Origin of the sequence: Metabacillus kandeliae, from assembly GCF_021166585.1 — a bacterium.
GTDB lineage: Bacteria > Bacillota > Bacilli > Bacillales > Bacillaceae > Metabacillus_B > Metabacillus_B kandeliae.
The window spans coordinates 227796-247720 of sequence record NZ_JAJOZE010000002.1 but is presented as its reverse complement, the minus strand read 5'-3'; the positions used below and the strand labels follow the sequence as shown (position 1 = coordinate 247720).

The following is a 19925-nucleotide window of genomic DNA, read 5'->3' as shown; positions in this document are numbered from 1 at the left end:
TAAGAAGTGCAATTGCTAAACAGAACACCATCAATAGAAGAATACATCCATCTTTGTGACAGCGTCGGCTGGACAGATTTTATGAACTACAAGGCAGCAGAGACATCTTTATACCAATCGCTCTTTGCAGTGACCGTAAAAGAAAACGATCAGGTGATCGGCATGGGAAGAATAATCGGAGACGGAGCGATTTATTTTTACATACAGGACATTGTCGTACACCCTGATTATCAGGGGAAGGGGATTGGGAAGGAAATCATGCAGGCGCTTCTTCAGTATTTGAAAGATCATGCACCGGATAAAGCGTTTGTCGGCCTGTTCGCCTCAGAGGGAAAAACCCAGTTTTATGAGAATTTTGGCTTTCAAGACTACTCGCCTGGGATGACGGGAATGTTTCAGGTGATAGAAAAATAACGCCAGCATACTTAGAAAGATTATCATTTTCCATAAAGGGAAAAGAGATAGATGAGGACATATGAGTAATGGAGGCGGATCAGATGTTTCAATTAGGAGAGAAGGTACCCGATTTTCGATTGCCATCGGTAAAAGGGGAGGAGTTGACTCTTTCTTCCCATCAGGAGGAGCATAACAGCTGGCATTTCATTATTTTTTTCAGAGGTGCCTGGTGTCCGGTATGTGTAGAGGATTTAAAAAATCTTCAGGAAAATGCCGGTTTCTTTGAAGGGAAAAACGTCCATTTGATTACCGTTTCTTCCGATAAGCTGGACAATCTGCAGAAGATGGCAGAGGAGGAAGGCCTATCACTCACCATGCTGTCAGACGAGGACTTAAAGGTTTCGAAAGAATACGGTGTTTATTATCACGGCGAGGACGCTCCTTATGAGGATCATGGGGCTCACGGCGAACCAGCGTACTTCCTTATTAATGAAAATGGGGAACTGCTCTACCAGCAAAGGCAGACAAGCCCTTTTGGCCGTCCATCTGCGACAGAACTTCGGAAAATTGTTCAATATATCTCGAAAAATTTAAAGAAGTAGGAAAAAGAGCCGGATGTCCGGCTCTTTTTGCTTTTTCACTTCAAATGCTTGATTCCCGTTTCCAAAATCTCCATTTGCAGCAGTGTCTGTTCGTCTGTAATAGTTTTCTCTTTTCCATTAATAATGGCTTCATACAAATCGTCATAGACCCTTCCGTAATCGCCATGAACGGATTTCACTTTTTCTTCATGGATTGTTCCTTCCCCGTCCACATAGGTCAGGACGCCATAATGGCTGATTGTATCCACACCAAAATCTTTGTTATCAGGCATATGGAACAACTTTAAATGTTCTTCCTGGCGATCTTTCGTTTCTTTTACAAAGCTTCCTTTTTTCCCGTACACAACGAAGCTTGGCCGTTCTTTCAGCCTAAAATAACTGGATTTGACAGATACTTTTAGCTTGCCATAATACAAATCCAGATCAAAATAATCATTCATTCTTCCTTCGCCCAATAGTTGTCTCACATCATAATGGATGTGATCCGGCTTTCCAAAAAGACTGATGACCTGATCCAGGGTATGACAGCCATGCCCATATAAAAAAGACTCTAAAGGATTAAACGCGTGAACCGACTCAGGAACCTCGGGGCGATAATAGTCAAAATGCATTTCAAGCTCCAGCAAGTCTCCCATTTTTTCTTCTTCCATGACCTTTTGGACAGTTAAAAAATCACTGTCAAAACGCCTGTTTTGATACGCTTGAACGAGCAGTCCTTTCTCTTTTGCGAGCGCAAATATTTCTTTTGCCTGTTCTGAGGTTTCCATAAAAGGCTTTTCAACAAGGCAGTTCTTACCATGTTCCAAAACTGACTTTGTGTACTCATAATGACTGTCATGCTTTGTGCAAACCACAACAAGCTGAATGTCCTTGTCATTTAATAATTCATCCAGCTGAGAAGTATAAGTTACGCCTGCAATCCGGTCCCAGCTCTCATGGTCAGGATTCCGCTGATAAATGGTTTTGACCTTTATGTTATCTCTCTGCAAGACAAACGGCAGATGATATCTGTTCGTGCTTTTTCCATTTCCAATATAACCGATCGTTAGCATAGAAGCCTCCTGAATGTTATTGAGTAGTTTATAAAGCTTTATTGTCCGCCGGGGAGTTGGATAAAGTCAACTTTGAAACCGGCGGTTTGTGATAGAAAAATAAGGACGGTACAGGGACAGCATACCTTAAGAGTCTCCAACTATACTCTAACTTGAAAAAAGGAGAAATGCCAAAGAGCCCCGAAATAGAGAAAGAAACGAATAAAAGGGAGGCCCCAGAACCCAATCGCACCGGCAGTTTTCCCTTCATACAGAATACAATACATTTTTCCCTTCTCATCTAGTTCCAGATACCGCTCGTGTCTCTTATAGACTTGTTCTTCTGATTCAGGACCGCCGAGATGCACGGTCATGACAGGGGAATTAAGCTGAAAAAGCAGGCCGAGATTTCCTTTTTCCATGGTGCGATTTGGATCATGTCCTCTATTCCCCTTCAAATTCTTATGATTATGTATTGCCTCTATTATATCTTTTCTTTCCCTGCCATGTTAAATCGGAATTCCTGATTATTGTGATCGAAACTACGCATCATAATGGAGACTATTATTATGCTAGAATAAGACCGATAAATAAAAACAGAGGTGCACAATATGAATACATTCTTACAATATAACCCAACGAAGCTTTATTTCGGAAAAGGGGAAGTCCGGCAGCTGTCTGCTGTGCTGGAAAAAGGCGTGAAGGTGCTGATCGTCTATGGCGGCGGCAGCATTAAAAAGAACGGCGTATATGATGATGTCATGGCGGAATTGCAGAAAATTGATGCCAAGGTTTTTGAGCTCTCAGGTGTAGAGCCAAACCCCCGTCTTTCAACTGTCCATAGAGGTGTGGAAATCTGCAGAACAGAAGGCATTGATATCCTGCTCGCTGTTGGCGGCGGCAGTGTGATTGACTGCACGAAAGCCATTTCAGCAGGTGCCAAATATGAAGGGGACGCCTGGGATCTTATTACGAGAAAAGCTCCCATTACAGAGGTTCTCCCGTTTGGAACAGTTCTCACTCTTGCAGCAACAGGGTCTGAAATGAACGATGTTTCAGTGATCACCAACTGGGAGACAAAGGACAAGCTTGGCTGGAGTTCGCCGCTTGTGTTCCCGGCATTTTCGATACTGGATCCAGGCTACACGTTTTCTGTGCCGCGCGATCAAACGGTATACGGCATTGTAGACAGCATGTCGCATGCGCTGGAATCGTACTTTCACCGCACAGAAAATACCCCGATGATTGACGGGTTTATTGAATCACTGCTGCGGACAGCGATCGAAACAGGACCAAAGCTTTTGAATGACTTGCATTCTTTTGAGCATAGAGAAACAATGATGTATATCAGCACAACCGCATTCAATGGTTCTCTCGCCAATGGAACAGACGGCGGCGACTGGGCAACGCACCGGATTGAGCACGCCATTTCTGCCATCTACGATATTCCTCATGGCGGAGGGCTTGCGATTCTTTTCCCGAACTGGCTGGAGCATGTCCTGAAAGAGGATCCATCCAAAGTGAAAAAGCTTGCTGTGAACGTCTTTGGCATTTCACCTGAAGGGAAGGACGAAAGCGAAGTTGCAAAAGAAGGAGCAAAGGCACTCCGTGACTTCTGGAACTCACTCGGTGCTCCAAGTACTTTGAAGGATTACGGCATTGACGATCGAGAGTTTGATGCGATTGTGGAGAAAACATTTATTAAACCGGGCGTCGGCACGTATAAAGAAATGAACCGGGAAAGTGTCAGAGATATTTTGAATTCATGCTTGTAGAAGAAAGCCCCTTGGTTAGGGGCTTTTTTTCTTGCTTTCTGGAAAATTATCTCTTTCTTTTTCGTCACTCTATATATAAAGATTTTGGAAAATTTCGTATACTGTAAATAACCAACACTAAGGAGGAAATAAAATGAAAAACAAAAGAATGAGCATCGGACTAACATATAAGGGTGCGGCATTCATTTAGCCAGTTATAAATGGGTTCCCCCCTTATATGCGCCTTGTGAAAAAGCGAATATAAAGGGGCAGCAGAATGACTAGCAAATACAAAAAGTTTCTTTCTTATTATAAGCCTTATTTGAGGCTGTTTTTAACCATTATGGGCTGCACAGCCCTTGTATCGGGCATATCGCTTGTTTATCCGCTTCTGACACGTTATGTCACTAAAGATGTGCTGGAAGGAGATCTTCAACATGCGCTTGGCAAAATCATGATGATTGGTGCGGTGATGCTTGGGCTTCTGCTTGTGCAGGCGTTTTGCCATTACTTTACGGATTATCATGGCCACCGGATGGGGGCCATGATGGAAAGCGATATGCGGCAGGAGCTGTTTGATCATCTCCAAACCTTGTCCTATTCTTTTTATGATCAGCAAAAAACAGGGCAGCTCATGAGCCGGATGACGAATGATCTTTTCTGGCTTTCAGAGCTGTATCATCACGGGCCAGAGGATTATTTCCGGTATTCCATCCGGTTTATCGGCACATTCATCATCCTGTTGACCATTAATGTGCAGCTGACACTGGCAGTTTTTCTCTTTTTGCCTGTGATGGGGCTTTACGCTTGGTATTTTAATAAAAAGCTCAATAAAACGTATAAGAGAAACAAGGAAAGAATCAGCGGTATAAATGCCAGGCTGGAGGACAGCTTGTCCGGCATCAGGGTTGTTCAATCGTTTGCGAATGAAGAAATGGAAAAAAACCAATTTGCACGCGAAAATTTCCGGTTTCTTGAAAGCCGGAAAGACACCTACCGGAATGAGGCTTACCTCTCCAATGGAATGGACTTGTTCATCCAGCTTGTGACGCTGACGGTCATCATTATCGGCGGGGCTTCCATTGTGAATGCCTCACTTGATTTAGCTGACATGATCACATTTTTGCTGTACGTTGGCTTCCTTGTTGAACCGATACAGAAACTGACGGGGATGACGACCATTTACCAGGAAGGTATAACTGGCTTCGAGCGTTTTATGGAAATGCTGAAGCAAAAACCGGAGATCAAGGATTCCCCGGATGCCATTGAATTGGCTGATGTGAGAGGAAATGTCACCTTTCAAAATGTGTCGTTCGGTTATGAAGGGCACAGCCGGGATGTTCTGCACAATTTATCACTGGATGTGAAAGCGGGAGAGTTCGTGGCACTTGTTGGCCCTTCCGGTGCAGGGAAAACTACTCTGTGCTCGCTGATTCCGCGCTTTTATGAGGTGAACGAGGGAGCAGTGCTGCTTGACGGCATCAATATAAAGGATATAGCTCTTCATTCGCTGAGAAAGCAGATCGGCGTTGTACAGCAGGATGTGTATTTGTTTGCAGGAACAGTGCTGGAGAATATTCGCTACGGAAAACCAGAGGCAAGCGAATGGGAGATCGTGGAGGCTGCAAAAAGGGCCAATGCCCACGAGTTCATCATGGCGCTTCCTGAAGGATACAGCACAGACATCGGACAGAGGGGCGTCAAGCTGTCAGGCGGGCAGAAGCAGAGGCTCAGCATCGCCCGCGTTCTCTTGAAAAATCCGCCAATTCTCATTTTTGATGAAGCCACAAGCGCACTTGACAACGAAAGTGAGCGGGTCGTCAAGGAATCGCTGGATCTGCTTTCGGAAAACAGGACCACTTTCGTCATTGCCCACAGGTTATCCACAGTGCGCAATGCTAAACGGATTATCGTTCTAACGGACGGAGGCATTGAAGAGCAGGGAACACATGAAGAGCTCGCCGCCCAAAATGGCACTTATGCGTATTTATATAACATGCAGCTGGAGATGAATGGGTAGGCGTTTTTCAGGAGGCCATTACTTGGCCTCCGATTTCTGTTAAAGGGGGAGATATACATGAAAGCCATCATTCAGGATGAATTTGGCGATGCGAGTGTGCTGACATACTCAAGTATAGAAAAACCGGCTATTGGTGAAAAAGAAGTACTAATCAAAGTCCATTATACCAGTGTGAACTATGCAGATATTAAGAAGCGTAATGGCAAAAAAGGGGAGGGGAAGTTTCCACAAATTCTCGGGCTTGACTGCGCTGGGACGATTGAAGAGGCTGGCGAAAGCACTGTTTTTTCAAAAGGAGACAGGGTAGTGGCTTTTCCAATGAACGGTTCCTATGCCGAGTATGCAGCGGCAAATGAACAACTGGTTTTCAAAATTCCGGACACGCTCTCATTTGAGCAGGCTGCAGCGATGCCGACTGTTTCTATTTTAGGCTATATCCTGCTGCATGAAATCGGGCAGGTAAAGGAAACGGATTGTATCGTTGTCCACAGTGCAGCAGGCGGAGCAGGCTCCATGCTTGTGCAGCTGGCAAAGCTTGCGGGCGTAGGGCGCATCATCGGAACTGTCGGGAGTTTGGAAAAAGAAGATTACGTCAGAAAGCTGGGTGCTGATAAAGTTTTTACATATGACACGTTTGCAGAAGAAGTGAACAGCCTGACCGATGGGGCTGGTGCAAATGTAATTTTTGACTCCGTCGCCGGAGAGGTGACGGGTAAGAGCCTGGACTGTCTTGCGCTTTACGGGACGCTTGTTCAATTCGGAAACAGCAGCGGACAGGCGGGCACCATTAAAACGAGTGATGTACATAACAGCTGCCGGAGTATTAAAGGATTCAGTCTTGGAACAACACGAAAGCACGATCCGGGGCGCTTGGCTGCACCTGCTGCAAAGGTGATTGAACTGTTTGCCTCAGGCCAGGCGGAACTATCTATTGCTGATGTGTTTAAATTGGAAGATGCCGCAGAAGCTCATCGCCTGGCAGAAAGCCGGAATTACCGCGGAAAAATACTATTAAGGCTTTAAAAGATTATTAGAACTTCCAGTCCGGGTCAGCGGATTTAATAAACTCATCCAGCTCCTTTGGTTCTAGCTGTCCGCTCACAACAACATAGGAATCATTATCTATTTGCAGGGGGTTGTTAAACACGATGTGGAAAAGCTTTTTATTGCCGCTGTAAAAGTAAGCCGAGTGCGTCCAGCCTGCACTGGGTTCATGGGAATTTTCTTTTTTTATCACAACTCCGTCCATCATTTTAATAAATTCCGAAATCTTTTGCTGGTCGGCAAGGAAAAACGGATGATTTCGGCCTCTGCCGTCTTCAAAGACAATTTTAGTCACCTTATGATTTTTTATATTTACAGTTTCATTTAGTGTTTTTTCTGGATAATCAGCTTCATATAGCATTTTTTCAGCACAGGCTGATAAACTGACGAGTGCAAAAAGCATTAAAAAGAATAATGGTATTTTCTTCATCAAGCACCTCTTTATTATGTTTTGACGCATCTTCCTTAATTTGGTTACATTATTGGTGAAAAATATAAACAAACTGGCACAGAAAAATAATGAAAGTAAAATTGGATTGAACTTCCAAATAACGGGGAATTAGCTTCTATAGCATAGATGCAGAAGGACTGGAGGCGTATGTTTGTGTGATTAAGATTCTGTTAGAAGCGGACGATTCCCTGAGGAAAATTCATTCCGGCGAGGTGCATTGGTCAAAAATATTGGAGCTTAGCGCAACGATTCACTTTCTTTACCGCGGGCAAAGCATTGAATTTTACACAAAGCATCATCAATTAACACTGGCAGACCTGGCTGATCGAATGAAAAACCTTATCCTGGCTGGAGAACCCTCCATTCACGAAGGATATGGAGCAGGAAATTCCCTCATAATGAAAAAGCATAACAGCGAAATCTGCCTCATCAAAATTGCCAGAGAGCAAAAGGAAGCCATTAAGGTGCCCCTAAAAGAGACTGCAGCCGATTACATAGAAGCTTATAAAAGCCACACGGCGTTTTTGCGCCAGTTCCAGAAGGACGAAGTCGGAGAAGATCACTTAGAAGAGCTTTGTTCCTATATTAATGATTTGATATGCGCGATGAGCAAGGTTTCTTGAATGGAAAGCTGAATTTTCAAGAGATTGATATAGCCTTATGCCGTCGCTGTATACAATAGTACATTAGAAAAAAGAGAGGCAGACACAATGGGAGCTCATTGGAATATTGGAGATATTATTTTTCAGCTGATTGCCATTATGGTGGTCATTTTCGTGATTGTCATAATCGCGGGTTTTGCCCGTTCCATGAAAAAGCAGAATGAGCGTTTACATTCAATTGAAGAAAAGCTGGGAAAATTGCTGGAGAAGAGGCATGATTGATAAACAAGCGAAAGAGCTATTTCAGATTGTGGTCTATGGTCAACATCTGAAATAGCTTTTTTATTTTACCAAAAAAAGGTAACGTTTTTCCTGCCGGCTGCGTCTTGTTAATTAGAAGCAGAAAGGGGCAGTGGAATGGATGAAGAAATCATTATATTTAATTCTGAGTGTGCTGCTGATAGGAATCGTCATGAGCGGATGCGGAACTGAAAGGACACTTGAAGGCTATATTTTCAAAGTCGAAAAAACCCGTTTCCTATTTGCTGTTATTCCTGTTGAGAAATATGTAGAGCTGAAAGGCAAAACGACGGGAGAAATAATGAACGGAATCGATCCAAAGAGATACAAGCTTTACTGGATGCTGGATCGGGACACATCTGCTTTAAGGGAAGGGGAAAAGGTGCAAGTAACTGTTAAGGGAGATAGCGAGGACGCCTCTTTCCCGGGTGGAGCCAAACCCTTGAAGGTCCGAAAAACAAATGAAATGCTTGCCAGCGGATATGTCCTGAAAACGGAAAAGGGCAGGGTGCTGCTTGGGGAAAATATGACATTCTCAGAGTATGAGCAGGTAAAAGATCTGTCTGCTCAAGACATCGTGGTAAAAGCGGCTGCCCCCATGATTTGGCTCAAAAGCAAAAACGCAGAGGATATCAAGGCAGGAGATAAAATTACGGCTGTTTTTCAAGGCCCAATTGACATGCCGAACCCCGCCAACGCTGAAGCAGACAAAATAGTGCTGGAGAGTAAATAAGCAGGGACAGTATATATCCGCCGTTCCCCTCCTTCACAAGCCCTGTCCATAACAGCCTGTTCACATAAGCTGTAAGGTAAGCGAATGGGAAGGGAGCAGGGTGATGGATTTCAGCAAATTTATGAAGATCACGCCGATTAACGGATTTTCTGAAGAGACGGCTGATGCAAGACAGAATGATTATGCCTGGGCGATGAGCGAGCTTGGAGAGTATTTGTACGTTGGGACAGGGAGAAACATACCAAATCTGGCCTTTGACGGGCTTGGGCTGCCGGTTCCGGCCTCTTTTTTGCCGAATGATGATTACAGGGCAGAAATTTGGCGCGTGAAAAAGGACGGCAGTACAGACTGGGAGCTGGATTTTAAAACAACGGAGAAGTCGTTTGGCTTCCGTTTTATGATCCAGTATCCGCAAAATAGAATCTCTGCGAAGCTGTATACGGCAGCGACGTCGAGCGACGGCAGATTTGCCATCATTTATCGACGAACAGAGAGGCTGTCCTGGTCGGAGCTTGCCCGTTTGGAGGGCGGCACTTCCCGCTCTATGGTGGAGCATCTTCGCAGACTGTATGTTGCAACAGTTCCATTGACCTCGACCGATAATGTACCAAGAGTGTATGTGCTGAATGAGTCGGAATCAGGATTTGACCAAATCGCGCTGCCTGCTGAGATTACTGGCGAAATTACAAGCATGATCAGCATATTTGGGCATCTATATATTGGCCTGGCAAAGCAGGGCGGCTTTGAAGTATGGCGGACAATTGGAAGCGATCCTTCCTCTGGATGGCAGCTTGTCGTCGATAAGGGCGCAGGAGACGCCATTAACATCATTCCATTTGAAATGACATTCTACAACGGCTCCATTTTCCTTGGCACTGGTATGGTTCCGTTTCTGCCGCTGCTTTCAGGAACACCAGTTATCACTAAAGGATTTGATATTGTACGGATTGGAGCGGATGACCAGTGGCAGGTAGTGGTCGGAAGCAAGCCGCTCATTGCAACAGATCCTGTTACTGGAACCCGTAACGAAGGAGTCTATCCATCCGGTTTCGGCAATCCATTCAATGCATACTGCTGGCAGATTCAAAGCTACGGAGAGAGCATCTATGCCGGGTCCTTTGACTGGTCTGTCGTTATTCCGCCTTCTGTCCAATCTCTCGTGCAGGCCTTATTTGAAAAACTGCCGGATTTTCTTCCGTTCAGGGTAATTGAAAGCGTGATTCTGGCTACCTTGAATTTCATTACAGCTATCCCAAATCCGCTCTTTGGCTTTGGGCTCTGGAAATCAGATAATGGATTTAAATGGGAGACCATTTCAACAAACGGCCTTGGCAATGGAAGAAATTACGGTGTGCGAAACCTGTTTCCTTCTGTAAACGGAGACCTTTTCTTAGGAACAGCCAATCCGTTTCAGGGCTGTGAGGTATGGGTGAAAAGCATGCCGATGATCGATCCCTCTGATGATGAAGAATGGAACGAACTGGCCGAGGAGGAACTGCTGGATGAAGAGGCATGGGATGAACTAGCCGAAGAGGAACTGCTGGAAGAAGAATGGACTGAACTGGCCGAAGAGGAACAGTTGGATGAAGAATGGAACGAGTTGGCCGAAGAGGAACTGCTGGATGAAGAAGAATGGAATGAACTAGCCGAAGAGGAATTGTTGGAAGAAGAAACATGGGGTGGACAGGAATCGCCTGCGCCAAGTTCTGCCAGAGAAAAACTTATGCAGCAGCTGAAGGATTTGTCGGCCGGGTTGAAATAAGACGGCATTAAAACTGATTTCCTAGATGGGAGGTCAGTTTTTTATTTGTTCGGAGTAATTATTGCAAGTACAGCCCAAGTCCATTAAACTGCACAAGAAGAAACTCAGAAAAGGGGCTGCCCGCCATGAAAACGGAAAAACAAAAAATGCTGGACGGAGAATTATATTTAGCCGCTGATCCTGAACTTGTCAAAGAAAGAGTCCGCGCTAGAAAGCTGACCCGCTTGTACAACCAATCTGTTGAAACAGATGAAGATACCAGGATCGATATTTTAAAAAAACTGTTCGGGAAAACGGGGGAAACTATTTACATTGAGCCTGTATTCCGCTGTGATTATGGCTATAACATCCATGTAGGCGAAAACTTCTACGCCAATTTTGACTGCACCATTTTGGATGTATGCCAAGTTACGATCGGTGACAACTGTATGCTTGCGCCTGGGGTACATATTTATACGGCCACACATCCTCTGGATCCGATTGAGCGGAACAGCGGCGCGGAATTTGCGAAGCCAGTTGTGATCGGAGACAATGTCTGGATCGGCGGCAGAGCAGTGATAAATCCGGGTGTCACAATTGGAAACAACGCCGTCATCGCTTCAGGGGCAGTTGTAACGAAGGATGTACCGGATTATGCAGTCGTAGGAGGAAACCCGGCCCGGATCATTAAGTACATAGAAAAGAAGGCTTAACAGCAAAAAACAGTCATACCGAATGACTGTTTTTTTGTTTCTACAAATTTTCATTCTGTTGTCTGATTTCATCTTCCCCTAAAAGGATGTTGGCTGTTTCAAGGTTCTTATGCTCCTCAACCGAATCGCGAGCAACATTTTTTTGATTCGGGAATGCTCCGTCTGACTGGACTGTCAATTGTTCATTTTCACCAGATGGCGTTACATACTGATCCGTATTCTTTTTCATTTCACTCATCTCCTTTTTTAAAAAGCTATGTTAAAGAAGAATGCTGATTTTGCCACACCTGTTGATTGGAGTGGCAGGCGGGAGACTCCTGCGGGAGCAGCGGGACAGGTGAGATCCCGCAGGCGCTAAGGCGCCGAGGAAGCTCACCGCCCGCCCCGCGGAAAGCGGACGCCTGAAACGGAAATCAACAGCCACATTTAAAACAAAGCCTTATGAAAAGAATGTGCAGTTGAAGCAAATCTATACGACTGCCTCTTTACTATTTCTGGAACATATAATAAGATGAAAGCAGAAATTCAGATTGCAATGAACGAAGCCAAATAAAATGAGAAGGTGCTTTTGTGAGTGTGCATAGGTTCTAAATAGGCGAATTGAATAAAATGAATACGCAGTAAAAATGGGGACGTTGCTCCTTTATTTTGCTATGGATTCATTTTAACCTATGAAGATACCTACACCCTTATAAAAGCAGGCATTTCTGTTTTATTTGCCTATCTCTACTATAAGGAAAGCTGCGGGGGGATCTCCGGAGCTTTTTTGCGTTTATTATTGGATCGTTCAAATCTGAATACAGGTATCTTCATTTTTGATCATAAAAAATCAGAATGAGGAGCTAAAAAAATGAATCATCATACATTTAATAAATTGCAGTACACAGAGTTAAAGGACATCATCAAATCCTTTTGCGTCAGCGGGCTTGGGAAAAAGCTGCTGGATAAGCTTGAGCCGGCATCAACCCTGAAAGCTGTTAAAACCCGTTTAAATGAAACCTCTGAAGCACGGGCCATTCTGGATGCGGATGGACACGTTCCGTTTTCAGGCGTCACAAATATTGAAGGAATCATCCAAAATGCGGAGAAGGGCATGATTTTGAATCCTGGTGAATTGATGAGCCTATCCGATTTCCTGAGAGGCTGCCGCAGGCTGAAGCGGTTTATGCTGGAACGCGAATTTTTCGCCCCTGTGCTCGCCTCCTACGCCCAGTCCATGTCAGAGTATATGGAGGCGGAAGAGGAAATTAACGCTGCCATTAAAAACGGAAAAGTGGATTCTTCAGCAAGCAGGGAGCTGCGCCGGATCCGCGGTCAGATTGAGAGCAAGGAAGAAAAGATTACGGCACTTCTGACGAAATTTATGAACAGCAGCGAAAACAAGAAGGTCATCCAGGATTTCTTTATCAGCCGGAAGAATGACCGGTTTACGATCCCGATTAAAGCGTCTTTTAAAAACCAGGTGGCAGGATCCATTGTGGAGGTTTCCTCAACAGGATCGACCGTTTTTATGGAACCGAAGGCTGTCGCGAAGCTGAACGGAGAGCTGGAAATGCTGAAGGCCGAGGAAGCGATGGAGGAATATCAAATCCTTGCTGCACTCACAGGCCTCATTTCTGAAAATCTTCATGGCATCAGCATTAATATTGAACTGATCAGCCAGTATGATCTAGTGTTTGCAAAAGGAAAGTACAGCCAGCACATTAAAGGAATACAACCTGCCTTGAATGAAACGGGGCACATCAAGCTCGTCCAGTGCCGGCATCCGCTGCTCGGCGGAAAGGCTGTGCCGCTTGACTTTGAAATCGGCAACGTGTACAGGAGCTTAGTCATCACAGGGCCAAATGCCGGCGGAAAAACGATTGTACTGAAAACAATCGGCCTGCTTACCCTTGCTGTGATGTCGGGCTTTCATATTTCAGCCGGCACGGGGACTGAAATTTCCGTATTTGAAAAAGTGTTTGCCGACATAGGCGATAACCAAAGCATCGAGAATGCTTTGAGCACTTTCTCCTCTCATATGAAAAACCTGTCTGAAATCATGAGCTCGGCGAACAACAAGACGCTGCTCCTGTTTGATGAAATTGGCAGCGGAACAGAACCGAATGAGGGAGCGGCCCTTGCCATCTCCATTCTCGAGGAATTTTACCACATGGGCTGCATCACCATTGCGACAACTCATTATGGTGAAATCAAACGGTTTTCCGAACTCCACCCGGACTTCATGAATGCCGCCATGCAATTTCAGCAGGAAACCCTTGAGCCGCTTTACAAGCTGATTATCGGAACATCGGGAGACAGCAATGCTCTCTGGATTTCTAAAAAAATGAGCATGAAAGAAGCTGTGCTGGATAGGGCAAAGGCCTACATGGAGAACAAAGCCTACAGGCTTGAAAAAGTGGATGCGAATAAAATCAGAAAGCCGAAAGCGGTTATAGAAGAGCATGTGCTGGTGGACTATGGAAAGGGAGATCAGGTGGAACTGCTCGATTATCAGGAAACAGGCATTGTATACAAAGAGCGGGACCAATACCGGAATGTGACGGTTTTTTACAAAGGAGAAATGCTTGAAGTGAACGACAAGCGTCTCTCACTGAAAATTAAAGCCGCAGATCTGTATCCGGACGGCTATAATTTGGAGCAGCTTTTCACCGATTATCAGAGCAGAAAGATGGAGCATGATATGGAGCGGGGCTCAAAGAAGGCGCTGCGGAAGATTTATAAGGAGATGAGGAGAAAAGACTAGCTGAAAAAGCAAAACGGCTCGAGCAGTATCGAGCCGTTTTTATTTGATGCCCCGTAACTCTTCCTTCTTAAAAACACTCCCCGCGTCCTTCCCGCTTCTCTCCCGATAAACCGAAAATCCAGTAATGTCCACGTCTTCCCAGATCCAGCGCGCACTCTGTTCTCCTTTATCGAGATAATAGACATTATTATTAATTATATTCTCATCGTTTCCCTTAAATGGACTGCTGATCATGAGATTTGATTCCCCAGCGACCAGGGTATTGTTTTCAATCTTATTGTGCCATGCATGATATTGAAGCAGGATCTGCCCGGCTTCCTGCTGCCTGGCATCATTTTTATACAGAATGTTTCCCGTTATCACGCTGTCCGCTGTGCTGCCCCTCTTTTCATCGTATCCGCCAATCGCAATGCCGGCGCTGCTGTTTTCATAGATAGTATTTTTCTGGATGATGATGCCGCTTGTAGTTTTCCCCGCATGCTCGCTGGCTGCTTCGATTCCAATATCGTTTTGAAAGACGTTATTCTTCTCAATCGTGATATTTTTCCCGCCGTCCACATAGATTCCGCCTGCTGAATAATCATTTCCGTAAGCAGGATTGCCGTAGCTTGAAATGCCGCTCACCGTATTGCCGCTGACCATTCCGTTTCGTGCCTGATCATATCTCTCATCTGGTGCTGTGCCCTCATAGCCGATCAAATCAATTCCAATGTTGTTCATGTTTCTAACGGTATTATTGGTAATCTTAAAATCCTTCACATTGCCGTTCAGCACGAGTGCTTCACTTTCCCCGAGCTTCATATTTTCCAGAGTGTTTCCTGAAATGACGATGTCTTCAAACGCCTCAGGTGCTTTGCTGCCATAGACGGCAATTCCATGAGCATTTCCATTTTTATGATGCGTTTCAATATGATAAAGATGATTGTTTACAAGACGGATGCCTTTCCCGCTTCCGCTGATAAAAATGCCGGCTGGAACCAAATCTTCCTTGTTTGTCTGGTAATCTTTGATTTCCAAGCCTTCAATCGTAACGTAGCTGCTGTTCTGCAAGGAGATTAAGCCTTGATTGTCAGAGGAAACGGGAACGCCTTTGCCGTTAATCACTGCCTTCTCTCCAGGATAGTTCTTAAGAACAATTGGCGCACCTTTTTGCCCGGACTTTTTGATCAAAATCTGCTCTTGATAATCGCCCTGCCTTGCCAAAATGACAGTGCCAGGCTTCGCCGAATTCACAGCTTTTTGAATATGCTTAAACGGCTTATCTTTCGTCCCAGGGTTCTCGTCATTTCCGGATGGGGATACGTATAAGTTCATTTCATGCCCCGGCTTGCATCCGTACAATAACAGCCCGGTCAAAATAGCTGTCAGCAGAAGCGGCACGGCTCTGGCTTTTTGTTTCATTGAAAAGGTTCTCCTTAAAATAAGACTTTGTTAAAGAAGAAGGTTAATTTTTGAGCACCTGTTGATTGGAGTGGCAGGCGGGAGACTCCTGCAGCGGAAATAAACAGCTCAATTTCAGAGCCTAACATAAAAAAACACAGTGATCCTCTCACTGTGCCTCTACCTATCTTAATGAAAAATCATGGCCGCCGTCAAAAATGACAGCATAAAACTCACATACCCAAACATCTTCAGTTTCCTGTCGATTGAAAAAAAGACAAACAGAGCACTCGCCGCGAGCAGCAGGGCAGGAAGAGCCCATAGAGGACTGATGGCAGGATAAACAGCTTGCAGGATGGCGTGAAGCAATAAAATTAAAGCAGGAATCGTGATTGAGAGAGATTGGAAGGCTTTTGGATATTTTACTTTTGGCTGTGGATTCATTTGGAAAACCCCTTTTATTCCTCTTTTTCCTCATAGTACCATAGAATGAGCTGGAAACTTTGACGAAATTAGGCGAAAAGGAGGTCTTTTATTCCTAATAAAAACAGTCCGCACTCAAATAGTACGGACTTGCTGGATGGAAGGGACTTTGATTTTCACAGTAAATTCCTCTTCCTTGTATACAAAATCCAAGTATCCCTGGTGTTTCTTGACTGTGTCAGAGATGATTTTCGTGCCGAGTCCATCATGGCTGCCTCCTTTAGTTGTTCTCCCGTATGAGACATATAAAGAATCCAGAAGGTCAGATGGAACAGGGAGACACGTATTTTTACAGATCAGCAGAAAAAGGCCGCTCCGCTTGTGAAATTGCAGAGAGATTTGCGCCTTTGCATTCCGTTTCTGCTGCCACTCTTCAGAGGCATCAAGGCTGTTCGAAAGAAGATTCCCAAGTAAAGCCACAAGCTGCTGATCCGAAATAGGCAGGCTTGAAATTGGAACATCGAGGTCATAGACCAAATCTATTCCAGCTTTTTGAGCCCGCTGATACATTTGATGAAGAACCCCGGCCACTGTGCCTTTTTCCCCTTTAATGGAAAGATTCGTCTCCTTATAGCCGTCAACCATTTGATCAAGGTATCTCTTTGCCTCTTGGTTTTCCCCGTTTTCCAGCATGAAGTGCAGCACAGAGATGTGCTTTAAAAAATCATGCCGCTCGCTCCGGACGATGCGGAAGGTTTCGTTGACCCTTGCACGTTCCTCATCAAAAAGTTTTGCCTGCAGCTCTAAATCTCTCAATCTATTTGAAAGTGAAAGCCTTATGTATTCAATGCCTAAAAAGAGAACAGCCGGAATCGCCAAAAGCGGGGAGGGGTCAGCTGTATACAAGAGCAGGAGCAATACCTGTATTCCGAATAATACCCCGTTCCACTTCCATCCAAGAGAAACGATGGAAAGAGGGAGCTTTTGGAACAGCCAATAACCGGCTAATATCGAGAAAATAAGAGCTGGATAAAATGGAAGAACAGCTGCTGTTAGAAAAAATCCGTGCAGAAAGAGGAAAAGGGCAAGAAACGCCCAATAGGCTGTTTTTACTTTCACACCAGAGTGCCCCCTTTAAAAATAATACTCCTGCAAAAAATCAACTTTCTCTTTTGTAATCATAGCCTGTGCTTCAATTCCTTCAAAAGCCACAGTATAGGAGTTTTTCGCATAGAGGGAAAAATTTTTAACATAGTGAATGTTGATAATGAAGGATCGGTGCGAGCGGATAAAGTCGCGCTCCCTGAGCTCTCCTTCCAATTCATTCAAAGTTAAATACGTTTTAAGCTGATCCTTTTTCGTATGAATGGTTGAAGATCTGCCTGAACGCTCAATAAAGATGATGTCCTTCTTCTGAATAATATGAATATCGTTTTTCTGCTTTAAATACAGCCTGCCGGCGATCTCTGCTGACTGGTTTTTTTCCAGCAGCCGTTCGATGGAGGTGGTCAGTCTGTCCTTTGAATAAGGCTTCATGATGTAATCGTGGACATTCAGTTCAAAGGCATGGACGGCATAGCCGCTGTTTGCTGTCACAAAGATAACAGCGATGCTGAGGGCATGCGAATGGATAATGTCAGCAAGCTCATAGCCTGACAAATTCGGCATTTCAATATCTGCGATTAAAAGATCGATAGTTTCTTTTTTAATTTGTTCATAGGCTTCTTCTGCAGAAAGCGTGGAAAAAACGATTTCCACATTTTCCATACCGGAAATAATGGCGTTCAGCTTATCAAGGTCAATCATCCGGTCATCAACAAGGCCGATTTTTAACATGGAAGGTTTCACCTGCTTGCTTCATAACGAGTCTATTTCCTTTATAGTACCATCTGAAAGGGGCCTTTTTGGCATTTTCGCGACAAAAAAAGGCGTATTCGCGACAGAAGGGCAGAAATCAACCGCCGCAGTTTGTATGATAAAACCAGGAAAACAAACAAATGGGGTGAAAAGATGATTGAGATTCAGGGAGTCACAAAGAAATTTCAGGATAAAAAGACGTCCATTACGGCTTTAAAGCATGTGACGTTTTCAGTGGAAAAAGGACAGACAGTCGGCCTGCTTGGAGAAAACGGCGCAGGAAAGACAACACTGCTCAGAACGATTGCAACACTGCTCTCTCCAACAGAAGGGCGAATTTCCGTCGGAGGCCATGACACGCTTGTCCATCCAGACGAGGTCAAAAAAAGAATCGGGGTCCTTTTCGGAGGTGAAACAGGGCTTTATGAACGGTTGACAGCACGGGAAAATCTTGAATACTTTGCGATGCTTTACGGACTCAGCAAGCATGAAACAAAGGTCAGGATTGACGACCTCGCCAAAATGTTCGGCATGAGAGATTACCTGAACCGGAAAGTAGGCGGGTTTTCCAAGGGAATGCGCCAAAAGGTTGCGATTTCAAGAACGCTGATTCATAATCCCGAGATCATTCTGTTTGACGAGCCGACAACAGGGCTTGATATCACGTCCTCCAATGTGTTTCGGCAGCTTGTGCACCAGCTGAAGCGAGAGGGAAAGACGATCATTTTCTCGAGCCACATCATGGAGGAGGTTGCCCTGCTTTGCGACTCCGCTGCCATGATGCATAAGGGCGAGCTCGTGTACCAAGGCAGCCTTGAAGAGCTTTACAAATCAGAGGACAGCAAGGACCTGAACTATATCTTTATGAGCAAGCTTGTCAGAAAGGGGGAGCATTATGCTTCTTAACATCTATCTGAAGGAAATGAAGGACTGCTTCCGTGACAGTAGAACCCTTTTCCTGACCGTCCTGCTGCCGATTATTATGATGACAGGGCTTACGATTTTTTATGAAAAAATATTGGGGAGCGGAGAAGGGGAAGTTTACAGCCTTGCCATCAAGCAGTCAGCTGATGAAGCCCGGATGTTTGACGGAATGAAAAACATTAAGCTAGTGGAAACCGATCAGCCGGAAGAAGCCGTGAAAAACGGTGATGCGCAGGCAGCCTTGATCTTCGGCTCAGATTTTAAAGCGAAAATCAGTGCTGGAGAGAAAGCGGATGTGACGCTGATGGGAGATAATTTCAGCCAAAAATCCTCAAGCCTGATGACGCTCGTGACAAACCAGCTTAATCTTTATGAAAAATCGATTGTTTCTGAGAGACTGAAAGAAAAAGGAACAGATCCCTCTGTAACAGAACCATTTACGATTTCGCAAAAAGGTGTTTCCAATGAAGACACGAGCACGAGCATGCTGGCGATGCTGATCCCGCTGATCCTTTCTATCGCGATTGGAATTGGGGCAAGTCCAGCAGCATTGGACCTTTTCGCAGGAGAAAAAGAGAAAAAGACGATGGAGGCGCTTCTCATGACACCTGTGAAAAGAGGACCTCTTGTTCTCGCCAAATGGCTGACAATCTCGTCCATCGGAACCATCACTGGCCTGATCACCCTTATTGTCGTGGCACTTGAAATTACATTTCTGACCGAAAACCTGAAGAAGGCTGTTTCCTTTGGCGACCATACCCTTCTGATCGTTCTGCTCGGCATTCTTATTGCGATTGTGTACTCCATGTTCAATGCCTCTCTGCTCATGCTGGCAAGCATCGCGGGCAAGTCAATTAAGGAAGCGCAAAGCTATAGCACCCCGGTGATGATGGTTTCCGTTTTCCCAGTGATGTTTATCTCCACAATGGGCATTAACGAACTGTCTACCGTTCACTTTGCCATCCCGATCATGAACATTTTCTGTATGATGAAAGAACTGATCTTCGGCATCATCAGCTGGGAGCATATCCTTGTCGGATTTGGAACGAACATCCTGTGCATGGGCATCCTGTTTGCAGCTGGAAGAGTGATGTTTAAGAAGGATAAATGGGTGATGAACTAAGACAGAGCTCTTTTGGGCTCTGTTTTTCTCTGTATTTGACGAAAGCTAAAGACCAAATGAACACTTTTGATACAAAAAGCAGCTC

20 protein-coding genes are annotated in these 19925 nt (G+C 44.8%); 13 read left to right on the top strand and 7 right to left on the bottom strand.

What is annotated here, in order from left to right:
• Positions 1–6: 6 nt before the first annotated feature.
• Both LRR81_RS08275 and LRR81_RS08270 read left to right on the top strand, forming a co-directional pair.
• Complete coding sequence (locus LRR81_RS08275) at positions 7–414, top strand: GNAT family N-acetyltransferase (RefSeq protein ID WP_231788875.1); 408 nt, start codon at positions 7–9, stop codon at positions 412–414.
• Between the two features lie 83 nt (positions 415–497).
• Entirely contained in the window at positions 498–998 is a 501-nt protein-coding gene (locus LRR81_RS08270; protein WP_231788874.1) for a peroxiredoxin family protein, read from the top strand.
• Between the two features lie 35 nt (positions 999–1033).
• On the opposite strand, the gene LRR81_RS08265 is transcribed toward LRR81_RS08270, so the two are convergent.
• The gene (locus LRR81_RS08265) at positions 1034–2050 is read right to left on the bottom strand and encodes an oxidoreductase (RefSeq protein WP_231788873.1); all 1017 of its coding nucleotides are present in this window, start codon (positions 2048–2050) and stop codon (positions 1034–1036) included.
• Between the two features lie 590 nt (positions 2051–2640).
• Between LRR81_RS08265 and LRR81_RS08260 the strand changes: the two genes are divergently transcribed.
• From LRR81_RS08260 to LRR81_RS08250, 3 genes are all read left to right on the top strand, one after another.
• The gene (locus LRR81_RS08260; RefSeq protein WP_231788872.1) at positions 2641–3804 is read left to right on the top strand and encodes an iron-containing alcohol dehydrogenase; all 1164 of its coding nucleotides are present in this window, start codon (positions 2641–2643) and stop codon (positions 3802–3804) included.
• 256 nt (positions 3805–4060) lie between these two features.
• Positions 4061–5803 carry an ABC transporter ATP-binding protein gene (locus tag LRR81_RS08255; RefSeq protein WP_231788871.1) on the top strand — a complete coding sequence of 581 codons (1743 nt, stop codon included), beginning with the start codon at positions 4061–4063 and terminating at the stop codon, positions 5801–5803.
• Between the two features lie 57 nt (positions 5804–5860).
• On the top strand, positions 5861–6826 hold the full coding sequence (locus LRR81_RS08250; protein ID WP_231788870.1) for a quinone oxidoreductase family protein: 966 nt from the start codon (positions 5861–5863) through the stop codon (positions 6824–6826).
• A 7-nt stretch (positions 6827–6833) separates the two neighbouring features.
• Here LRR81_RS08250 and LRR81_RS08245 read toward each other — a convergent pair whose 3' ends face one another.
• Complete coding sequence (locus tag LRR81_RS08245; protein WP_231788869.1) at positions 6834–7277, bottom strand: hypothetical protein; 444 nt, start codon at positions 7275–7277, stop codon at positions 6834–6836.
• 176 nt (positions 7278–7453) lie between these two features.
• Here LRR81_RS08245 and LRR81_RS08240 point away from each other — a divergent pair, with 176 nt between their 5' ends.
• From LRR81_RS08240 to maa, 5 genes are all read left to right on the top strand, one after another.
• A complete protein-coding gene (locus tag LRR81_RS08240; protein ID WP_231788868.1) occupies positions 7454–7921 on the top strand; it encodes a hypothetical protein in 468 nt (155 codons plus the stop codon).
• Between the two features lie 87 nt (positions 7922–8008).
• Positions 8009–8182, top strand: a complete 174-nt coding sequence (locus LRR81_RS08235) for a DUF4083 domain-containing protein (RefSeq protein ID WP_231788867.1) — start codon at positions 8009–8011, stop codon at positions 8180–8182.
• A 139-nt stretch (positions 8183–8321) separates the two neighbouring features.
• On the top strand, positions 8322–8933 hold the full coding sequence (locus tag LRR81_RS08230) for a DUF3221 domain-containing protein (protein WP_231788866.1): 612 nt from the start codon (positions 8322–8324) through the stop codon (positions 8931–8933).
• Positions 8934–9036: 103 nt separating this feature from the next.
• A complete protein-coding gene (locus tag LRR81_RS08225) occupies positions 9037–10695 on the top strand; it encodes a hypothetical protein (protein WP_231788865.1) in 1659 nt (552 codons plus the stop codon).
• A gap of 125 nt (positions 10696–10820) precedes the next feature.
• Positions 10821–11387, top strand: coding sequence for a maltose O-acetyltransferase (gene maa, locus LRR81_RS08220; RefSeq protein WP_231788864.1), 567 nt, complete (start codon positions 10821–10823; stop codon positions 11385–11387).
• A 40-nt stretch (positions 11388–11427) separates the two neighbouring features.
• Here the strand turns inward: maa and LRR81_RS08215 are convergent, their stop codons facing one another.
• Positions 11428–11616, bottom strand: coding sequence for a hypothetical protein (locus LRR81_RS08215; RefSeq protein ID WP_231788863.1), 189 nt, complete (start codon positions 11614–11616; stop codon positions 11428–11430).
• A gap of 621 nt (positions 11617–12237) precedes the next feature.
• Between LRR81_RS08215 and LRR81_RS08210 the strand changes: the two genes are divergently transcribed.
• The gene (locus LRR81_RS08210; protein WP_231788862.1) at positions 12238–14133 is read left to right on the top strand and encodes an endonuclease MutS2; all 1896 of its coding nucleotides are present in this window, start codon (positions 12238–12240) and stop codon (positions 14131–14133) included.
• Positions 14134–14172: 39 nt separating this feature from the next.
• Here the strand turns inward: LRR81_RS08210 and LRR81_RS08205 are convergent, their stop codons facing one another.
• The 4 genes from LRR81_RS08205 to LRR81_RS08190 all read right to left on the bottom strand — a co-directional run bounded on the left by LRR81_RS08205 (position 14173) and on the right by LRR81_RS08190 (position 17772).
• Entirely contained in the window at positions 14173–15534 is a 1362-nt protein-coding gene (locus tag LRR81_RS08205; RefSeq protein ID WP_231788861.1) for a right-handed parallel beta-helix repeat-containing protein, read from the bottom strand.
• 168 nt (positions 15535–15702) lie between these two features.
• Positions 15703–15957 (bottom strand): hypothetical protein, encoded by a 255-nt coding sequence (locus LRR81_RS08200; protein WP_231788860.1) that lies wholly within the window; start codon positions 15955–15957, stop codon positions 15703–15705.
• A gap of 114 nt (positions 15958–16071) precedes the next feature.
• Positions 16072–17055 (bottom strand): sensor histidine kinase, encoded by a 984-nt coding sequence (locus LRR81_RS08195; protein WP_231788859.1) that lies wholly within the window; start codon positions 17053–17055, stop codon positions 16072–16074.
• A 15-nt stretch (positions 17056–17070) separates the two neighbouring features.
• Positions 17071–17772 carry a LytR/AlgR family response regulator transcription factor gene (locus tag LRR81_RS08190; RefSeq protein WP_231788858.1) on the bottom strand — a complete coding sequence of 234 codons (702 nt, stop codon included), beginning with the start codon at positions 17770–17772 and terminating at the stop codon, positions 17071–17073.
• A gap of 174 nt (positions 17773–17946) precedes the next feature.
• Here LRR81_RS08190 and LRR81_RS08185 point away from each other — a divergent pair, with 174 nt between their 5' ends.
• Positions 17947–18699 (top strand): ABC transporter ATP-binding protein, encoded by a 753-nt coding sequence (locus LRR81_RS08185; RefSeq protein ID WP_231788857.1) that lies wholly within the window; start codon positions 17947–17949, stop codon positions 18697–18699.
• A complete protein-coding gene (locus tag LRR81_RS08180) occupies positions 18689–19840 on the top strand; it encodes an ABC transporter permease (RefSeq protein ID WP_231788856.1) in 1152 nt (383 codons plus the stop codon). Before LRR81_RS08185 ends, LRR81_RS08180 begins: the two co-directional genes overlap by 11 nt.
• The last annotated feature ends 85 nt before the right edge of the window (positions 19841–19925 follow it).